The organism is Dankookia rubra (genome assembly GCF_004355005.1).
Taxonomy (GTDB): domain Bacteria; phylum Pseudomonadota; class Alphaproteobacteria; order Acetobacterales; family Acetobacteraceae; genus Paracraurococcus; species Paracraurococcus ruber_A.
In genome coordinates this window covers 33,507-47,809 of record NZ_SMSJ01000026.1, presented here as the reverse complement: position 1 = coordinate 47,809, position 14,303 = coordinate 33,507, and the positions used below count along the sequence as shown (strand labels likewise).

The window sequence follows — 14,303 nt, the reverse complement described above, 5'->3', positions numbered from 1 at the left end:
CCCGAACCCCTTCCTTCCCTTTTGTGGGTCAGGTACTCGCCGCGCGGCGAGTACCCGGCCCAGAGAAACAGATGAGGGGGTCCGGGGGGAGAATACCTTCTCCCCCGGCCTTCGCCTCAGGCGTAGGCGACCCGCCCCCTGCGCCGCAGCACCAGCCATCCGGCGATCACGATCGTCACCAGGTTCCAGGCGATCCCGTTCGCCACCGCCGCGCGGTAGGACCCGGTCAGGTCGAAGGCGAGGCCCGACATCCAGCCGCCGATCGCCATGCCGACCAAGGTCGCCGACAGCGCGATGCCGACCCGGACGCCGACCTGCGCGGCCGGCACGTTCTCCCGCACGATGACCGCGTAGGTCGAGACGATGCCGCCCTGGAACAGGCCGAAGATGCCGGAGACGAGGTAGAGCGAGACCAGCCCGTCGAAGGGCAGGAAGAGCGCCAGCGCCACCGCCTGCAGGCTGGCCGAGAGCAGCAGCGTCGCGGTGCTGCCGATGCGGTCGAGGATGGCGCCGAAGCCGAGCCGGCTGACCACGCCGCAGGCCAGCATGACCGAGAGCATCTCCGCCCCCCGCGCCGGGCCGTAGCCGAGGTCGACGCAATAGGCGACGATATGGACCTGCGGCATGGCCATGGCGATGCAGCAGGCGATGCCGGCGATGCCCAGCAGCACCTGCAGCGTATTGGGCCGGAGGCCGAGCGGGCTGGCCGCGGCGGCATCGGCCGTGACCCGCACCGGCTCCTGCCGCGGTGCCGGCCGGCGCAGCACCAGCACCAGCGGCAGCATGAGCACGAGGCAGGCGAGGCCGATCATCACGTGCGTCTGGCGCCAGCCATAGGCGGCGATGCCGGCCTGCACCAGCGGCGGCCAGACCGCGCCGGCGAAGTAGTTGCCGCTGGCCGCGAGCGAGACCGCGAAGCCGCGCCGCCGGCGGAACCAGAGCGAGGTATCGGCGACCAGCGGCCCGAAGGTCGCGCAGCTGCCGAGCAGCCCGATCAGCCCGCCATGAATGAGGGCGAACTGCACCATGCTGGTCGCCTGGGCCGAGAGCACGTAGCCGGCCGCGAGCGCGACGATGCCGATCAGCACGGGGACCAGCACGCCGAAGCGGTCGGACAGCTTGCCCATCAGGATGCCGCCGGCGGCGAAGCCCAGCGTGGTCAGCGTATAGGGCAGCGCCGCATCGGCCCGGGCCGTGCCGAATTCGGCCTGCACCGCCGGCAGCGCCACGACGATGGACCAGAGCCCGACGCCGCCCAGCGTGCTGAGCGAGACGGAGGCGGCGAGCCGCATCCAGGCATAGCGGCTGTCCACGCCGGCCTCGGCGCGGTCCATGACAGGCATGCGTTCCTCCCGGCGTCTCCGCGCCGGGCGGGAGCATCGCAGCTGGGGACGCGCTTGGGGAGGGGGACCCGGCGCGCCGATCCAGCCCTCCGCGCCCGGCGGCGCTCCGGCCACCGGCGCGCATCTCGCGTGCCGATTCAGCCCTCCGCGCCCGGCGGCGCTCCGGCCATCGGCGCGCGTCTCGCGTGCCGATTCAGCCCTCCGCGCCCGGCGGCGCTCCGGCCATCGGCGCGCTCAGCCCTGCTGCGCGCCGGAGGCGATGATCAGCGGCCGCAGCCTCTCGTATTGCTGCACCCGGTAGGCGGCGACCTCCTCGGGCGTCGCCCACCAGGTCTCGGCGCCCTGCTCGAAATAGGACCGCTTCAGGTCCTCGCTCTCGAGCGCCCGCTTCGAGAGCGCGTTCATCCGCGCGACCATCGCCGGCGGCAGGCCGGCGGGCGCGATCAGGCAGGTCCAGGAGACGATGTCGAAGCCGGGCAGGAATTCCGCGAGGCTCGGCAGCTCGGGCGCGACCGGGCTGCGCTTGGCGCTGGTCACGGCCAGCGCGCGGACCTTGCCCTGCCGCGCCTGGGCGATGGCGCCGGGGATGTTGTCCAGCATGAACTGCACGCGGCCGGCGATCAGGTCGATCATCGCCGGCGCCGCGCCGCGATAGGGCACGTGCTGGATGTCGAGCCCGGCGAGTTGCCCGAGCATGGCGCCCGAAAGGTGCAGCGTCGTCCCAGGCCCGGCCGAGCCGTAGGAATACTTCCCCGGGTTCGCCTTCAGCAGCGCGATCAGCTCCGGCACCGTGCGCACCGGCAGGTCGTTGTTGACGACCAGCAGGTTGGGCAGCTTCCAGAGCCCGGTGGCGAAGGTGAAGTCCTTGGCGGGGTCGAAGGGCAGGCTGGCCTTCAAGGTCGGCGAGATGGCGTGCGAGGCGATGCCGCCGAGCCCGACGGTCAGCCCGTCCGGCCGCGACCGCGCCACCGCCTCCACGCCGATGTCGCCGCCCGAGCCGCCGCGGTTCTCGACGACGAATTGCTGGCCGGTGACCTCCGTCATCTTCTGGCACCAGAGCCGCGACAGCGTGTCGGTGGACCCGCCCGGCGGGTAGGGGTTGATGTAGCGGATCGCCTGGTTCGGCCAATCCGCGCCCTGGGCGGCGCCCGCGGCGGTACCAGTGGCGGCGCCGGGTCCCGCCTGGGCGCGAGCAAGGCCCGGGCTGGCGAGCGGGGCGGCAAGCGCGGCGGCCAGCAGGCCACGCCGCGGCAGGGACCCGGCGGTGCCGGGTCCGGCTCTATCGGTCATCAGTCGTCCTCCCGGCCGCCCATGTGCCCGGGCGCCGCCGCCAGCCTGCCACCACCCGTCGCGCGGCGCCATGGTCACGGCGGGGCCGGGCACCGCCGGCCGGGGCGACAGGCGGGCGCCCGGCGTCCCGCGACGGTGCGCAGGGTGGCCCCGAAGGCGGGGCGGGTTGCCGCCGGGCGCGCCGCCCGCGGGACGCGACGCCCCACCGGCCGCGGCGCTGCGCCGCGGCAGCGCCGGTCATCCGGCCGCCGCGAATTGCTCATCCAGCCAGTCCAGGACGCGCCGGTTGAGCAGCGAGCGGTTCTGCATCTCGCAATGGCCGCCCGCGCCCTCCGCCGCGGTGAAGCGCAGCAGCGTCTTCGGGCAGCGCAGCGCCTCGAGGAAGGCGCCGGCCCCGGCCGCGAGGGCGTCGTCCTCCGCCTGGGTGATCAGGGTCGGGCAGCGGATGAGCGCCGCGCGGCCTTGCATCGTGAAGCGCTCGGCGGAGGCCAGGTAGTCGCGCAGGGTGTCGACGCCATGCACCCAGAAGCCGCGCTGGACGACCTTCCAGTTCAGCTCCCGGTCGCCCCGGATGGCGGCATCCGCGCGGTCGATGATCGCTTGGTCGAGCGCACCGAGGTCCCGCACCGCCTCGGGCGGCAGGCCGAACATGCGGCGGAAGGCGGCGCGGAAGCCGTCCGCGATGCTCCAGGTGCCGGGATCGGCGATCAGCGCCGCGATGCGGTGCTCGCCCGAGGCGGCGCGCGGCGCGAGGTGGCCGCCGAGGCTCCAGCCGCTCAGCGCGATCCGCCGCAGGTCGACCAGCGGCTGCGCGAGGGCGAAGTCCACCACGGCGGCCACCACCGTCTCCCAGTCCGGCCGCAGGGGCACGCCCTGCTCGTAGAGCATCGCGCCCTGGCCCGGCCCGTCGAACAGCAGGGCGTGGTAGCCGCGCCGGGACGCCGCGACGGCGGAGGCGAAGTACATGTCGGTGACCGTGCCGTCGTAGCCGTTGGTGAGGATGACCAGCGGCCGGACCTCGGCCTCGTGCCCCGCCGCGGGGATGAGGTAGGCGGGCAGGGCGAGGTCGCCGAAGGGGATGCGCTGCGGCCGGACCGGATGGGGTCCGAGGGCGAGCCCCCGGTCGAAGGCGGCGACCTGCCTGCGGAAGGCGTCCAGCAGGCGCGGGTCGGCGGGCGCGCCGTAGAGCGGGTGATAGGAGGCCGCGTGGAAGGCGCTGGCGCGCAGGTAGAGTTCGCGGGCGCTGCCGGCATGGCCGTTCGCCAGCGCCGCGTCGGCCTCGGCCTGCAGCCGCGCGGCCGCGGCGGTCCAGGCCGCGTGGTAGCGGTCGTCGCCGCCGTCGCCGATGGCCTCCGCCACGGCCCGGACCTCGCCGACATCGGCCCCGCCATAGGGGACATAGCCGAGCGGCCAGCTGCCGAAGGCCTCGTGCAGCGCGTCCCGGAACAGGGCCGCCATGCCCTCAGTCCACCTGCGCGCCGGAGGCTCGGATGACCGGCGCGAAAGCCTGCTCGTTCGCGGCGCGGAACCGCGCCAGCTCCTCCCCGTCGATCGGCCAGATGGTGGCGCCGTTCTCGGCGTAGCGCGCCGCCACCTCCGGGCTCTGCAGCGCCTGGCGGGTCAGCGCGCCGATGCGCGCGGCCATCGCCGGCGGCAGGCCGGCCGGGGCCAGCACGCCGCCCCAGGAGGTGATCTCGAAGCCCGGCAGGAATTCCGCCATGGCCGGGATCTCGGGCGCCTGCGGGCTGCGCTTCGCCCCGGTGACGGCCAGCGCCCGCACCCTGCCCTCCTTCGCCTCCTGCAGGGCCTGGGGGATGTTGTCGAAGATCATGTCGACGCGGCCGGCGAGCAGGTCGACATGCGCCGGCGCCCCGCCGCGATAGGGCACGTGGATCATCTCGAGCCCCGCCATGGCGGCGAACATCGCGCCGGAAAGGTGCACCGTCGTGCCGGAGCCGGAGGAGGCGTAGGAGTGCTTGCCGGGCGCGGCCTTCACCAGCGCGATCAGTTCCGGCACCGTCCGCGCGGGGACCGAGGGGTGCACCACCAGCAGGTTCGGCAGCTGCCAGAGCCCGCCGAGATAGGTGAAATCCTTGTTCACGTCGAAGGCCAGCCGCTTGTAGAGCGTCGGCGCGATGGCCAGCGAGGCGACCGAGGCGAGGCCGATGGTGCGGCCGTCCGGCGTCGCGCGGGCGATCGCCTCGGTGCCGATGTTGCCGGCCGAGCCGCTGCGGTTCTCGACGACGAATTGCTCGCCGGTGATCTCGGCCATGCGCTGGCACCAGATGCGCGAAAGGATGTCGGTGCCGCCGCCGGGCGGGAAGATGCCGACGAAGCGGATCGGTCCGTTCGGCCATTGCTCCTGCGCGATCGCCGGCGCCGCCAGCAACCCGGCGCCCGCCACGATCGCGGCCCGCCGCGTCAACCCAGATATCCCAGCCATGTGCACTCCCTCGGCGTGACGGCTTCGCGCCGTTCATCGTCGCCAGGGTGGCACGAATTCCTTACCGATTGGCAAGGGGCTACCTGAACCAGGCCCCCTGCGGCTGGGAGGCCGGCGCCGTCCGGGTCGCCGGGTCGGGCTTCGGCAATGGCTCGTAGCGCGGATAGGCGCGGGGGTAGGTGACCTCCTCCTTCGGGCCGGGCACCCGCGGCGGCCCGGCGCGGCCGCAGGCGGCGAGCGTCGCCAGCGCCAGCAGGGCGAGCAGGGTGCGGGACATGCCGGGGCTCATGCCAGGCGCTCCCGCCACTCGGCCGCCATGCGCGCGACATTGGCCGGCGCGGTGCCGCCATAGGACTGCCGGGACGCGACCGAGGCCTGCACCGTCAGCACGCCGTAGAGCGCATCGGTGATGCGCGGCTCCTCCGCCTGCATCTCGGCGAGGCCGAGCCCGGCGAGGTCGCAGCCCTTCGCCTCGGCCCTGGCGACCAGGCGCCCGGTCACGTGGTGCGCGTCGCGGAAGGGCATCCGCAGCTCGCGCACCAGCCAGTCCGCGAGGTCGGTCGCGGTGGAGAAGCCGGCGCCCGCCGCCTGCTCCAGCCGTGCCGCGTTCGGCTGCAGGTCGCGCACCATGCCGGCGATGGCGGCGAGCGAGAGGGTGAGGTTCTCGGCGGCGTCGAAGATGCCCTCCTTGTCCTCCTGCATGTCCTTGAAATAGGTCAGCGCCAGGCCCTTCAGCACCGTCAGCAGCCCGACCAGCGCGCCGGTGATGCGGCCGGTCTTGCCGCGCACCAGCTCGGCCGCATCCGGGTTGCGCTTCTGCGGCATGATGCTGCTGCCTGTGGTGAAGGCGTCCGACAGCTTGACGAAGCCGAAATACGGGTTGGTCCAGATCACGATCTCCTCGGCGAAGCGGGAGAGATGCGTGGCGCACATCGCGCAGGCGAACAGGAACTCGGCGGCGAAGTCGCGCGACGCCACGCTGTCGAGGCTGTTGCGCGTCGGGCCGTCGAAGCCGAGCGCGGCGGCGGTCATGTGGCGGTCGATCGGAAAGCCGGTGCCAGCCAGCGCCGCGGCGCCGAGCGGGCTCTCGTTCATGCGGCGGCGGCAGTCGCGCAGGCGCGAAAGGTCGCGCGACAGCATCTCGACATAGGCCAGCAGGTGGTGGCCGAAGGTGACGGGCTGGGCCGGCTGCAGATGGGTGAAGCCGGGCATGACGGTGGCCGCATGCTCCTCGGCCCGGGCGACGAGGGCGCGCATCACGTCCTCGACCTGGCCGGAGAGGCCATCGATCGCGTCGCGCACCCAGAGCCGGACGTCGAGCGCCACCTGGTCGTTGCGGCTGCGCCCGGTATGCAGCCGCTTGCCCGCTTCCCCGATCGCCTGGGTCAGACGGGCCTCGATGTTCATGTGGATGTCCTCGAGGCCCTCGTCCCAGGCGAAGTCCCCGGCCTCGATCCGCGCGGCGATGGCGCCGAGGCCGTCGCGGATGGCGGCCTCGTCAGCGGCGGAGATGATCCCCACATGCGCCAGCATGGCGGCATGGGCGAGGCTGCCGGCGATGTCCTGCCGCCACATCTTGCGGTCGAAGCCGATCGAGGCGTTGATCGCCTGCATGATCGCGGACGGCCCGGCGGCGAAGCGGCCACCCCATTGGGAGTTACTGGACACGATGGCGGTACTTTCCGGTCTTTCGATGCCCCGGCGGGGGCTGCTGCTGGCGGCGGCCGGAACCCTAGCCGCCGCCCTACCCCGGCGCAAAGCCCGGGCCGCGGGCCCCTTCGGCCAGTTGCGGGAGGACGGGCCGAGGCCGCTGCCCGAGTTCAGCTTCACCGATGCCGAGGAGCAGGAGCGCCGCGTTGCCGACTTCGCCGGGACCGGGCTGCTGATCAATCTCTGGGCCACCTGGTGCGGCCCCTGCGTCGAGGAGATGCCGGCGCTGGACCGCGCCCAGGCGGCGCTGCTGGGGGACGGGATCCAGGTGCTGGCCTTGTCCTCGGACCGCGGTGGCCGCGCGGTGGTGGAGCTTTTCCTGAAGGACAAGAAGATCACCCGGCTCGGCCTCTGGCTCGACCCGCGCGGCGCGGCCGGGCGGGCCATGGGGGTGCGCGGCCTGCCGACCACGGTGGTGGTGGACCGGCAGGGGCGGGAGATGGCGCGGCTGGAAGGCGCGGCGGCCTGGGACACGCCGCAGATGCTGGCGGCGGTGCGGCGGCTGGTCGGGCCGCCGGCGCGGAAGCCGGCGGAGGACCTGTCAAGGACCTGAGGCCGGCTGCGGCCAGGCCCCTCGGCATCGCCCGGCCTGCGGCCGCGACCGGGCTGCCCGCCGCCCTGGGGCCGCGGGCGGGGCCGGGCGGCCTCGCCATGCCTCGAGGCACGCGGCCGCAGCCCGGGACGCCCCGTGATCCGGCCGCCTCCGCAGGGCGCCGCATCCCGGCAGGGGCCTTCCCCGGCGAGCCGTGCCCGGTCAGGACCGGGCCCATGGCCGCTTGCCGTCGGTGACCGGACGGGGAGCAAGCCTCCGCGCGAACCCCGTGGCCAGCCAGGACAGCAGCGCGAGGTCGAGGATGTGGAACGCCACCGTGAAGCGGACATGGCCCGCCTCGAAGAACGCGGTCACCAGGAGGCTGGCATGCAGCACCAGGGCGACCGCCCAGAAGACCACGGTATCGGCGGCCGCGCGGCGCCGCAGCACGCGCCACGCGGCGCCCAGCAGGACGAGCAGCGCCGCCAGGGTCCCGAGGATCGATGCCAACAGCATCGCCACGAGCCCATGCACCGGAAGGTCGTAGCGATCCAGGCCCCAGCAATTGGCCTGCAGCAGGCAAGCCCGGAATGCGCGCTTGTCGGCGGCTTCCCCGGTAGCCCAGGCAGGCCAGTAGGCCGGCTGCAGGACCAGGCCCAGCCAGTCATTCGCCCATAGCCGCAAGAAGCCCGACGGGTGCCGGAGGATCAGGGCGAAAGCGAGCGGGCGCACGAGCTGATCGCGCTCCCGCCAGTCGGCAGCGGCCCATGCCGGCCAGCCGGCCTCCGCTGCCGGGACGAAGGTCGCCCAACGCAGATCCGCGGATCCGGCCTGGAACTGGGCCCGGATGCGCGCGGCGAGATCGGGTTGCGCGCCGATGAGCTGCCGGGCCTCCACGGCAGCCGGAATGGTGGCCGCGACGGGCGGCGGCATGTCCGCGGCGTCCGCCGGCTCCAGCAGGAGCAGCGCCTTCGAGAGCAGGGAGACGCCGGCCAGGGACCCGATCTCGAAGCGGCCATGCCGCGTCAGGTTCCAGGCCATGGCCAGGCCGAGCACGAGCGCGATCACCAGCATCGCCCGCCCGGCCTGCCCGGCGGCGGCGGCCAGGCGGCATCGCGGGTCGAGCAGCGCGGTCAGGAGGGGCAAGGCCAGGAAGGCCGCGCCGGTGCTCCGGGTGATCGTCATCAGGGCGAAGCAGGCCGCGGCGACCAGCAGGCTGGCCCTGTCGCCGGACCGGGCATGGCGGAATTGCAGGCCAAGCCCGAGGAGCAGAAATCCCAGGTAGACGCTCTCGGTCATCATCCAACCCGGTGCGTCGTGGATTCCAGGATGCAGATGCGCGAGCGGCAGGACGATCACGGCAGCCAGGATGCTGTCCAGCAGCCGCCCGAGCTCGAGCGCAAAGACCAGCAGGCCGCCGGCGAAGATCAGGTATTGCACGGTGGGCAGGAAATCGAAGCTGCCGGTGACCTCGCGGTATGCGTTGACGACCCAGCCATAGAGCGGCGGCCGGTAGGCGGCGAGGGCGATGTAGGCGTAGGTATCGATGTCGGTATCGGTCATGACCGCCGAGACCGGCAGCTTCGCCAGCATGTGGCCGGCAAGCGCGGCCCAGGCCGCCAGGCAGAGTCCCGAAAGCAGGATGTCGCGGTCACGCGCGGCAAGGCCTGCAAGCCGCCGGCCTGCGGCCGTGGAAACGCGAGGAAGCCGCATGCTTGCACTCCTGGCCTCCGGTCCGCGCGGGGCCCGGCCCGCGCATGCCGACCGGTGAGAACGCTACCCCGCCCGGCGCGGCACGATGATGTTGGGCACGATCACCTGCACCGGCTGGCCCTGTTGGTTCAGTGTCGTGCAGCGGACCCGCAGCATCCCCTGTTCCGGCTTGCTGCGGCTCGGCTTCACCTCCAGAACCTCGCTCTCCACCCGCAGCACGTCGCCCGGCCGCACCGGGCGCGGCCACTCGACGCTTTCCATCCGCCCGCCGATCACCCCCCAGGCCGGGCGGAAGTCGCTGTCGACGATCAGCCGCATGGTCATCGCCGCGGTGTGCCAGCCGCTGGCCGCCAGGCCGCCGAACAGCGTCGCCTTGGCCGCCTCGGCATCGAGGTGGAAGGGCTGCGGGTCGTACTGCCGGGCATAGGCCAGGATCTCGGCCTCGGTCACCGCATAGGTGGGGGAGCCGAAGACCTGCCCCGCGGCGAAATCCTCAAGATACATGGCATCCATGGACAGGGCCTCCCAGGCTTGGGCGGTCAGCCTACCCTCGCCCCGCGCCGCGTCCAAAGCGCCAGGGCCAGCACCCCGGCCGCCGCCGCCAGGAAGGCGCCGCGATAGCCGATAACGGTGAGCCCGAGCCCGAAGGCGAGCGACCCGCCGCTCTGGCCGAGGAACAGGGCCAGCGCGAAGGCCCCCACCGCGGTGCCGCGCGCTTCCGGCAGGGCCTCGGTCGACATGGTCTGCAGCACGCCGTGGAACATGTAGAAGGCAAGGCCGAGCGCCACCTGCACCAGCGCGACCACCGGCCAGGACGGCGCCAGCGCCAGCCCCGCCAGCAGCAGCGCCAGGCCGATGCCGCCGACCGTCAGCAGCCCCGCCTCGCCGAACCGCTTCAACAGCGGCCGGGCGCCGCGGGTATAGGCGAAGGCGCCGATCCCGAAGCCGGCGACGATCAGCCCGGCCTCGGCGGCGTTGCGGCCGAAGACCTCGATCAGGAAGGACCCGGTGAAGGGGAAGGCGCCGCCGAAGAGCAGGAAGCCGTCGAGGAAGGCGACCGCCATCAGCCAACGGCCCGAGGGCTTGCGCAGCAGGTCGAGATAGGCCGCCATCCCGCGCCCGCCCGCCGCGCCCGCGTCGCCCCGCCACAGCGCCGCGCCGAGCCGCCGGCCGAGCAGCCCGCCGACGCCGAGCGCCAGCAGGCCGAGCACCAGGAAGGGCACCCGCCACCCCGCGAACTCCGCCAGCACGCCGGAGACCGGCCCGGCCAGCAGCTGCGCCATGACCATGCCGGTCAGGAAGCGGCTGATCGTCACCTGGCGCTCGGCATAGGGGACGCTGTCGGCGACGTGCGCCATCAGCAGCGGGATGACCGCGCCGGCGAAGACCCCGCACCAGGCGCGCAGCCCGACCAGCGCGCCGAAGCGCGCGGTGAAGTAGCTGGCGACCAGCCCGAGCCCGAAGAGCAGCACCGCGAAGACCGCGATCCGCACCTTGCCCAGCCGGTCGCCGAGCGGCCCGGCGACCAGCTGCACCAGCCCATAGGGCAGCACGAAGGCGGCGACGAGCATGGTCGCCTGCGCCACCCGCACGCCGAGATCGGCGGCGATCAGCGGCAGCAGCGGATCGAGCATCCGCATCCCGGCGCCGGTGGTGAAGCCGGCCAGGGCAAAGAGGGCGATGGGGATGGCGCGGGGCATGCGCGGCCGATAGGGCGGCGCCAGCGGCACCGCGTCAAGCCGCCGGGGTCGGCCCGCCGCCGGGTCCGGCGCCTCCGCCCCCTGTTCCTTCTGGCGCCGCGGCAGCACCTTCCTCAGCAGGATGGAGGCCGGGAGCAGCAGGCAAGCGCCGTTGGTGATCATCGGCGGCCAATGCCGGAGCAGCAGCCCACGGGCCAGCCGGAGCGGGAACCCGGTCACCGCCATGACATCCGCCCGGCGGGAGATGGATGCGGTGTCGCCCCTGCGGATCACCGTCCGGGCCTGCGGCACGACGCTGGCGGTCGAGCATGGCGCGGCAAGCCCGCCCGCGAGGATGGCGGCATCGGGCATCGGCGTCGCCGTGTGGCGGCGCCGGCCGTCGAGCCCGGCGCGGGCAGCCGGTACCGGATCGCATTGACAGCGCAACGCCGGCCGGGGAGCCTGCCGGCATGAACGCGACGCCGCCCCTGCTCGGCCAGGGCTTCCACTGGCAGGACCTGGCGGAAGGCCAGCGCTTCCGGACCTTCCGCCGCACCGTGGCGGAGGCCGACCTGGTCGGCTTCGTCGCCGTCACCGGCATGCAGGAGCCGCTCTTCGTCGATGCGACGCTGGATGGCGCGCTGGGGCCGCGGCCGGTGCCGGCGGCGCTGACCCATGCGCTGATCGAGGGCATCGTCCTGGCCGGCATGGCGCATGGCACCGGCCTCGCCCTGCTGGAAACGCACATCCGCGCCCGCGCCCCGGTCCGGGTCGGCGACACGATCGGCGCCGAGCTGGCGGTGACCGGCATCCGCCCGACCTCGGCCGGCAACCGCGCCGTGGTGACCAGCGAGATCACGGTGACCAATCAAAGGGGAGAAACGGTGATGGACTACACGGTGAAGCGCCTGCTGGCGGGCCGGCCCTGATGCGCCGCCGGATGCTGCTCGGCGCGGCGCTCGCCGTCCCCGGCCTGGCGCGCGCCCAGGACGCCCGGCCGATCCGCCTGGTCATCGCCTTCCCCGCCGGCGGGCCGACCGACGTCATCGGCCGCCTGGTGGGGGAGAAGATGGGCCGCGCCCTCGGCCAGGTCGTGGTGATCGAGAACCGCGGCGGCGCCAACGGCAACATCGCCGCCGACGCGGTGGCGAAGTCCGACGCCGATGGCAGCGTGCTGCTCTACAACACCTCCTCCATCGCCATCAGCCGGGCGCTCTACCGCAAGCTCGGCTACGACGTGCGGCGCGACCTGGCGCCGGTGGCGCTCACCGCCTCCGCGCCGTCCCTGCTTGTGGTGAACCCGGGCCTGCCGGTGCGGACCCCGGCCGAGTTCATCGCCTGGGCGCGGGCGAATTCGGGCAGGATCAGCTACGGCTCCGGCGGGGTCGGCAACGTCTCCCACCTGCAGGCCTTCATGGTGATGCGGCATATCGGGGCGGAGGCGGTGCACGTGCCCTATCGCGGCACCGCCGCGGCGCTGACCGACACCGCCTCGGGCAACGTGCAGTTCATGTCGGACGCCTTCAACACCGCCCTGCCGCTGGCCCGCGACGGGCTGGTGCGGCCGATCGCCGTCTCCACGCTGAAGCGCGCGGCGCAACTGCCGGAGGTGCCGACCATGGCCGAGGGCGGGCTGATGCCGCCGGGCAGCGACACCGGGATCTGGCAGGGCATCCTGGCGCCGGCGAAGACCCCGCCGGCCGCGATCGCCCGGCTGAATGCCGCGGTGAACGCGGCGCTGCGGGACGAGGAGGTGACGGCGCGGCTGGCCGGGATGGGCGCCTGGGCCACCGGCGGCACGGCCGAGGACTATGCGAGGTTCCTCGAGGCCGAGATCGCGCTCTGGGCGCGGGTGGTGCAGGAAAGCGGCGCGACCGCGGAGTAGCGCGGCCAGGTGCCCCCCCCCCTCGCCCGGCCGGCCGGGCGCGTCGCTTAACGGAACGTTTTGACTCGCCCCCGGATACTGTCCGCCTTTGCGATTGCGGAAGGCGGAGCGGCATTCCATGGCCTATAGGCTCGGGACCATCAACCGGGACATCCTCCTAGGCACCACCGGCAACGACGTGCTGATCGGCCTCGACGGCGACGACCGCCTGGATGGCGGCCTCGGCAACGACATCCTGATCGGCGGCGCGGGCGCCGACATCTTCGTCTTCCGCCCCGGCGAGGGCATGGACGCCATCGCCGATGCCGGTGCCGGCGACCTGCTCGTCGTGCAGGGCGGCCCGATCTACGACCTCGACTGGATCACCCGCGACGGCCAGGACCTGGTCATCCACTTCAGCGACAACGGCGGCTACCTGCTGGACCCGCTCAACAGCGTGCGGGTGCTGAACCACTTCGCCGGCTCGCCCCTGACCAAGGTGCAGGTGGACACCGCCTTCAACCTGGCCACCTACGGCATCGACGCCGCCATCGTCACCTTCACCATCGCCGGGGGCGTGACCGGCAGCAACCAGGGCGACAACCCCGAGGTCATCCTGGGCACCGCGGGGGACGACGACGTCCACACCAATGGCGGCCTGTGGGACATGGTCGTCGCCGGCGCCGGCGACGACCTCGTCACGGTCGATGCCGGCACCCTGCACAGCCTGATCCGCCCGGGCGACGGCAACGACACCGTGCTCGGCGGCGACGGCGCCGACACCGTCCGCGGCAGCCAGGGCAGCGACAGCCTGGATGGCGGCGCCGGCTTCGACTACCTGGATTTCCGCGAGTCCGACACCGCCGTCTCGGTCAACCTCGCCCGCACGACCCTGCAGTATGTCGGCGGCTTCGACGGTGGCGACATCATCGCGAATTTCGAGGGCGTCCTCGGCAGCCGCCACAACGACCTGCTGAAGGGCGGCGCCGCGGCCGAGTTCCTGGTCGGCCGCGACGGCCGGGACACGCTCGACGGCGGCCTCGGCGCCGACACGCTCGAGGGCGGGCAGGACAACGACATCTACCTCGTCGACAATGTCGCCGACCTGGTGCGGGAACTGCCCGGCGCCTTCGGCGGCACGGACGAGGTGCGCGCGAGCGTCAGCTACACGCTGTCGGCCGATGCCACCTTCGGCCATGTCGAGCGCCTGGTGCTGACCGGCGCCGCCGCGAACGGCACCGGCAATGCGCTGGCCAATACGCTCATCGGCAATGGTCTGGGCAACCTGCTGACCGGCCTCGCGGGCAACGACCAGCTCTACGGCAAGGCAGGGTCGGACACCCTGCTCGGCGGCGACGGCAACGACCGGCTGATCGGCGGCGAAGGGCTCGACGTGCTGACCGGCGGCGCCGGCAACGACCGCTTCGAATTCGCCGCCGCCACCGAGAGCGCCGTCGGCGCGAGCCGCGACCGGATCACCGACTTCGCGACCGGCGACCTGATCGACCTCCGGCTGATCGACGCCGCCGCCGCGACGCCGGAGGACGACGCCTTCGTGGTGATGACGGGCACCTTCACCGCGCCCGGGCAGCTGCGCATGACGGTCACCGCCTCCGGGCTGCTGGTGCAGCTCAACACGGATGCCGACGCGACGCCGGAGATGGAGCTGCTGCTTTCCGGCGTCGCCGCGGCGCTGACCGGCAGCGCCTTCCTGCTGTGAGGCCGCCGG

The 14,303-nt window shown here is 73.3% G+C and carries 13 protein-coding genes; 4 read left to right on the top strand and 9 right to left on the bottom strand.

Features of this window, described 5'->3' with window-relative positions; genetic code table 11:
* Positions 1–116 precede the first annotated feature (116 nt).
* The 6 genes from E2C06_RS18590 to argH all read right to left on the bottom strand — a co-directional run bounded on the left by E2C06_RS18590 (position 117) and on the right by argH (position 6,744).
* Entirely contained in the window at positions 117–1,343 is a 1,227-nt protein-coding gene (locus tag E2C06_RS18590) for an MFS transporter (protein ID WP_206664585.1), read from the bottom strand.
* 234 nt (positions 1,344–1,577) lie between these two features.
* On the bottom strand, positions 1,578–2,633 hold the full coding sequence (locus tag E2C06_RS18585) for a Bug family tripartite tricarboxylate transporter substrate binding protein (protein ID WP_133290111.1): 1,056 nt from the start codon (positions 2,631–2,633) through the stop codon (positions 1,578–1,580).
* A gap of 237 nt (positions 2,634–2,870) precedes the next feature.
* Complete coding sequence (locus E2C06_RS18580; RefSeq protein WP_133290110.1) at positions 2,871–4,091, bottom strand: alpha/beta hydrolase family protein; 1,221 nt, start codon at positions 4,089–4,091, stop codon at positions 2,871–2,873.
* A 4-nt stretch (positions 4,092–4,095) separates the two neighbouring features.
* Positions 4,096–5,058, bottom strand: a complete 963-nt coding sequence (locus E2C06_RS18575; RefSeq protein WP_165982480.1) for a Bug family tripartite tricarboxylate transporter substrate binding protein — start codon at positions 5,056–5,058, stop codon at positions 4,096–4,098.
* A gap of 97 nt (positions 5,059–5,155) precedes the next feature.
* Positions 5,156–5,365: a hypothetical protein gene (locus E2C06_RS40615; RefSeq protein ID WP_133290108.1), complete on the bottom strand. Its 210-nt coding sequence runs from the start codon at positions 5,363–5,365 to the stop codon at positions 5,156–5,158.
* Complete coding sequence (argH, locus tag E2C06_RS18565; protein WP_456305185.1) at positions 5,362–6,744, bottom strand: argininosuccinate lyase; 1,383 nt, start codon at positions 6,742–6,744, stop codon at positions 5,362–5,364. The genes E2C06_RS40615 and argH overlap by 4 nt, the downstream gene beginning before the upstream one ends.
* A 1-nt stretch (position 6,745) precedes the next feature.
* Here argH and E2C06_RS18560 point away from each other — a divergent pair, with 1 nt between their 5' ends.
* On the top strand, positions 6,746–7,339 hold the full coding sequence (locus E2C06_RS18560) for a TlpA family protein disulfide reductase (protein ID WP_241671355.1): 594 nt from the start codon (positions 6,746–6,748) through the stop codon (positions 7,337–7,339).
* Between the two features lie 201 nt (positions 7,340–7,540).
* Here E2C06_RS18560 and E2C06_RS18555 read toward each other — a convergent pair whose 3' ends face one another.
* From E2C06_RS18555 to E2C06_RS18545, 3 genes are all read right to left on the bottom strand, one after another.
* Entirely contained in the window at positions 7,541–9,031 is a 1,491-nt protein-coding gene (locus E2C06_RS18555; RefSeq protein WP_133290107.1) for a hypothetical protein, read from the bottom strand.
* Positions 9,032–9,094: 63 nt separating this feature from the next.
* Entirely contained in the window at positions 9,095–9,544 is a 450-nt protein-coding gene (locus E2C06_RS18550) for a MaoC family dehydratase (RefSeq protein WP_133290106.1), read from the bottom strand.
* Positions 9,545–9,570: 26 nt separating this feature from the next.
* Positions 9,571–11,082 (bottom strand): MFS transporter, encoded by a 1,512-nt coding sequence (locus E2C06_RS18545; RefSeq protein WP_133290105.1) that lies wholly within the window; start codon positions 11,080–11,082, stop codon positions 9,571–9,573.
* 98 nt (positions 11,083–11,180) lie between these two features.
* Here E2C06_RS18545 and E2C06_RS18540 point away from each other — a divergent pair, with 98 nt between their 5' ends.
* The 3 genes from E2C06_RS18540 (at position 11,181) to E2C06_RS18530 (ending at position 14,294) form a co-directional block, all read left to right on the top strand.
* Positions 11,181–11,639, top strand: coding sequence for a MaoC family dehydratase (locus E2C06_RS18540; protein WP_133290104.1), 459 nt, complete (start codon positions 11,181–11,183; stop codon positions 11,637–11,639).
* A complete protein-coding gene (locus tag E2C06_RS18535; RefSeq protein ID WP_133290103.1) occupies positions 11,639–12,595 on the top strand; it encodes a Bug family tripartite tricarboxylate transporter substrate binding protein in 957 nt (318 codons plus the stop codon). The genes E2C06_RS18540 and E2C06_RS18535 overlap by 1 nt, the downstream gene beginning before the upstream one ends.
* A 118-nt stretch (positions 12,596–12,713) precedes the next feature.
* Entirely contained in the window at positions 12,714–14,294 is a 1,581-nt protein-coding gene (locus E2C06_RS18530) for a calcium-binding protein (protein WP_133290102.1), read from the top strand.
* The last annotated feature ends 9 nt before the right edge of the window (positions 14,295–14,303 follow it).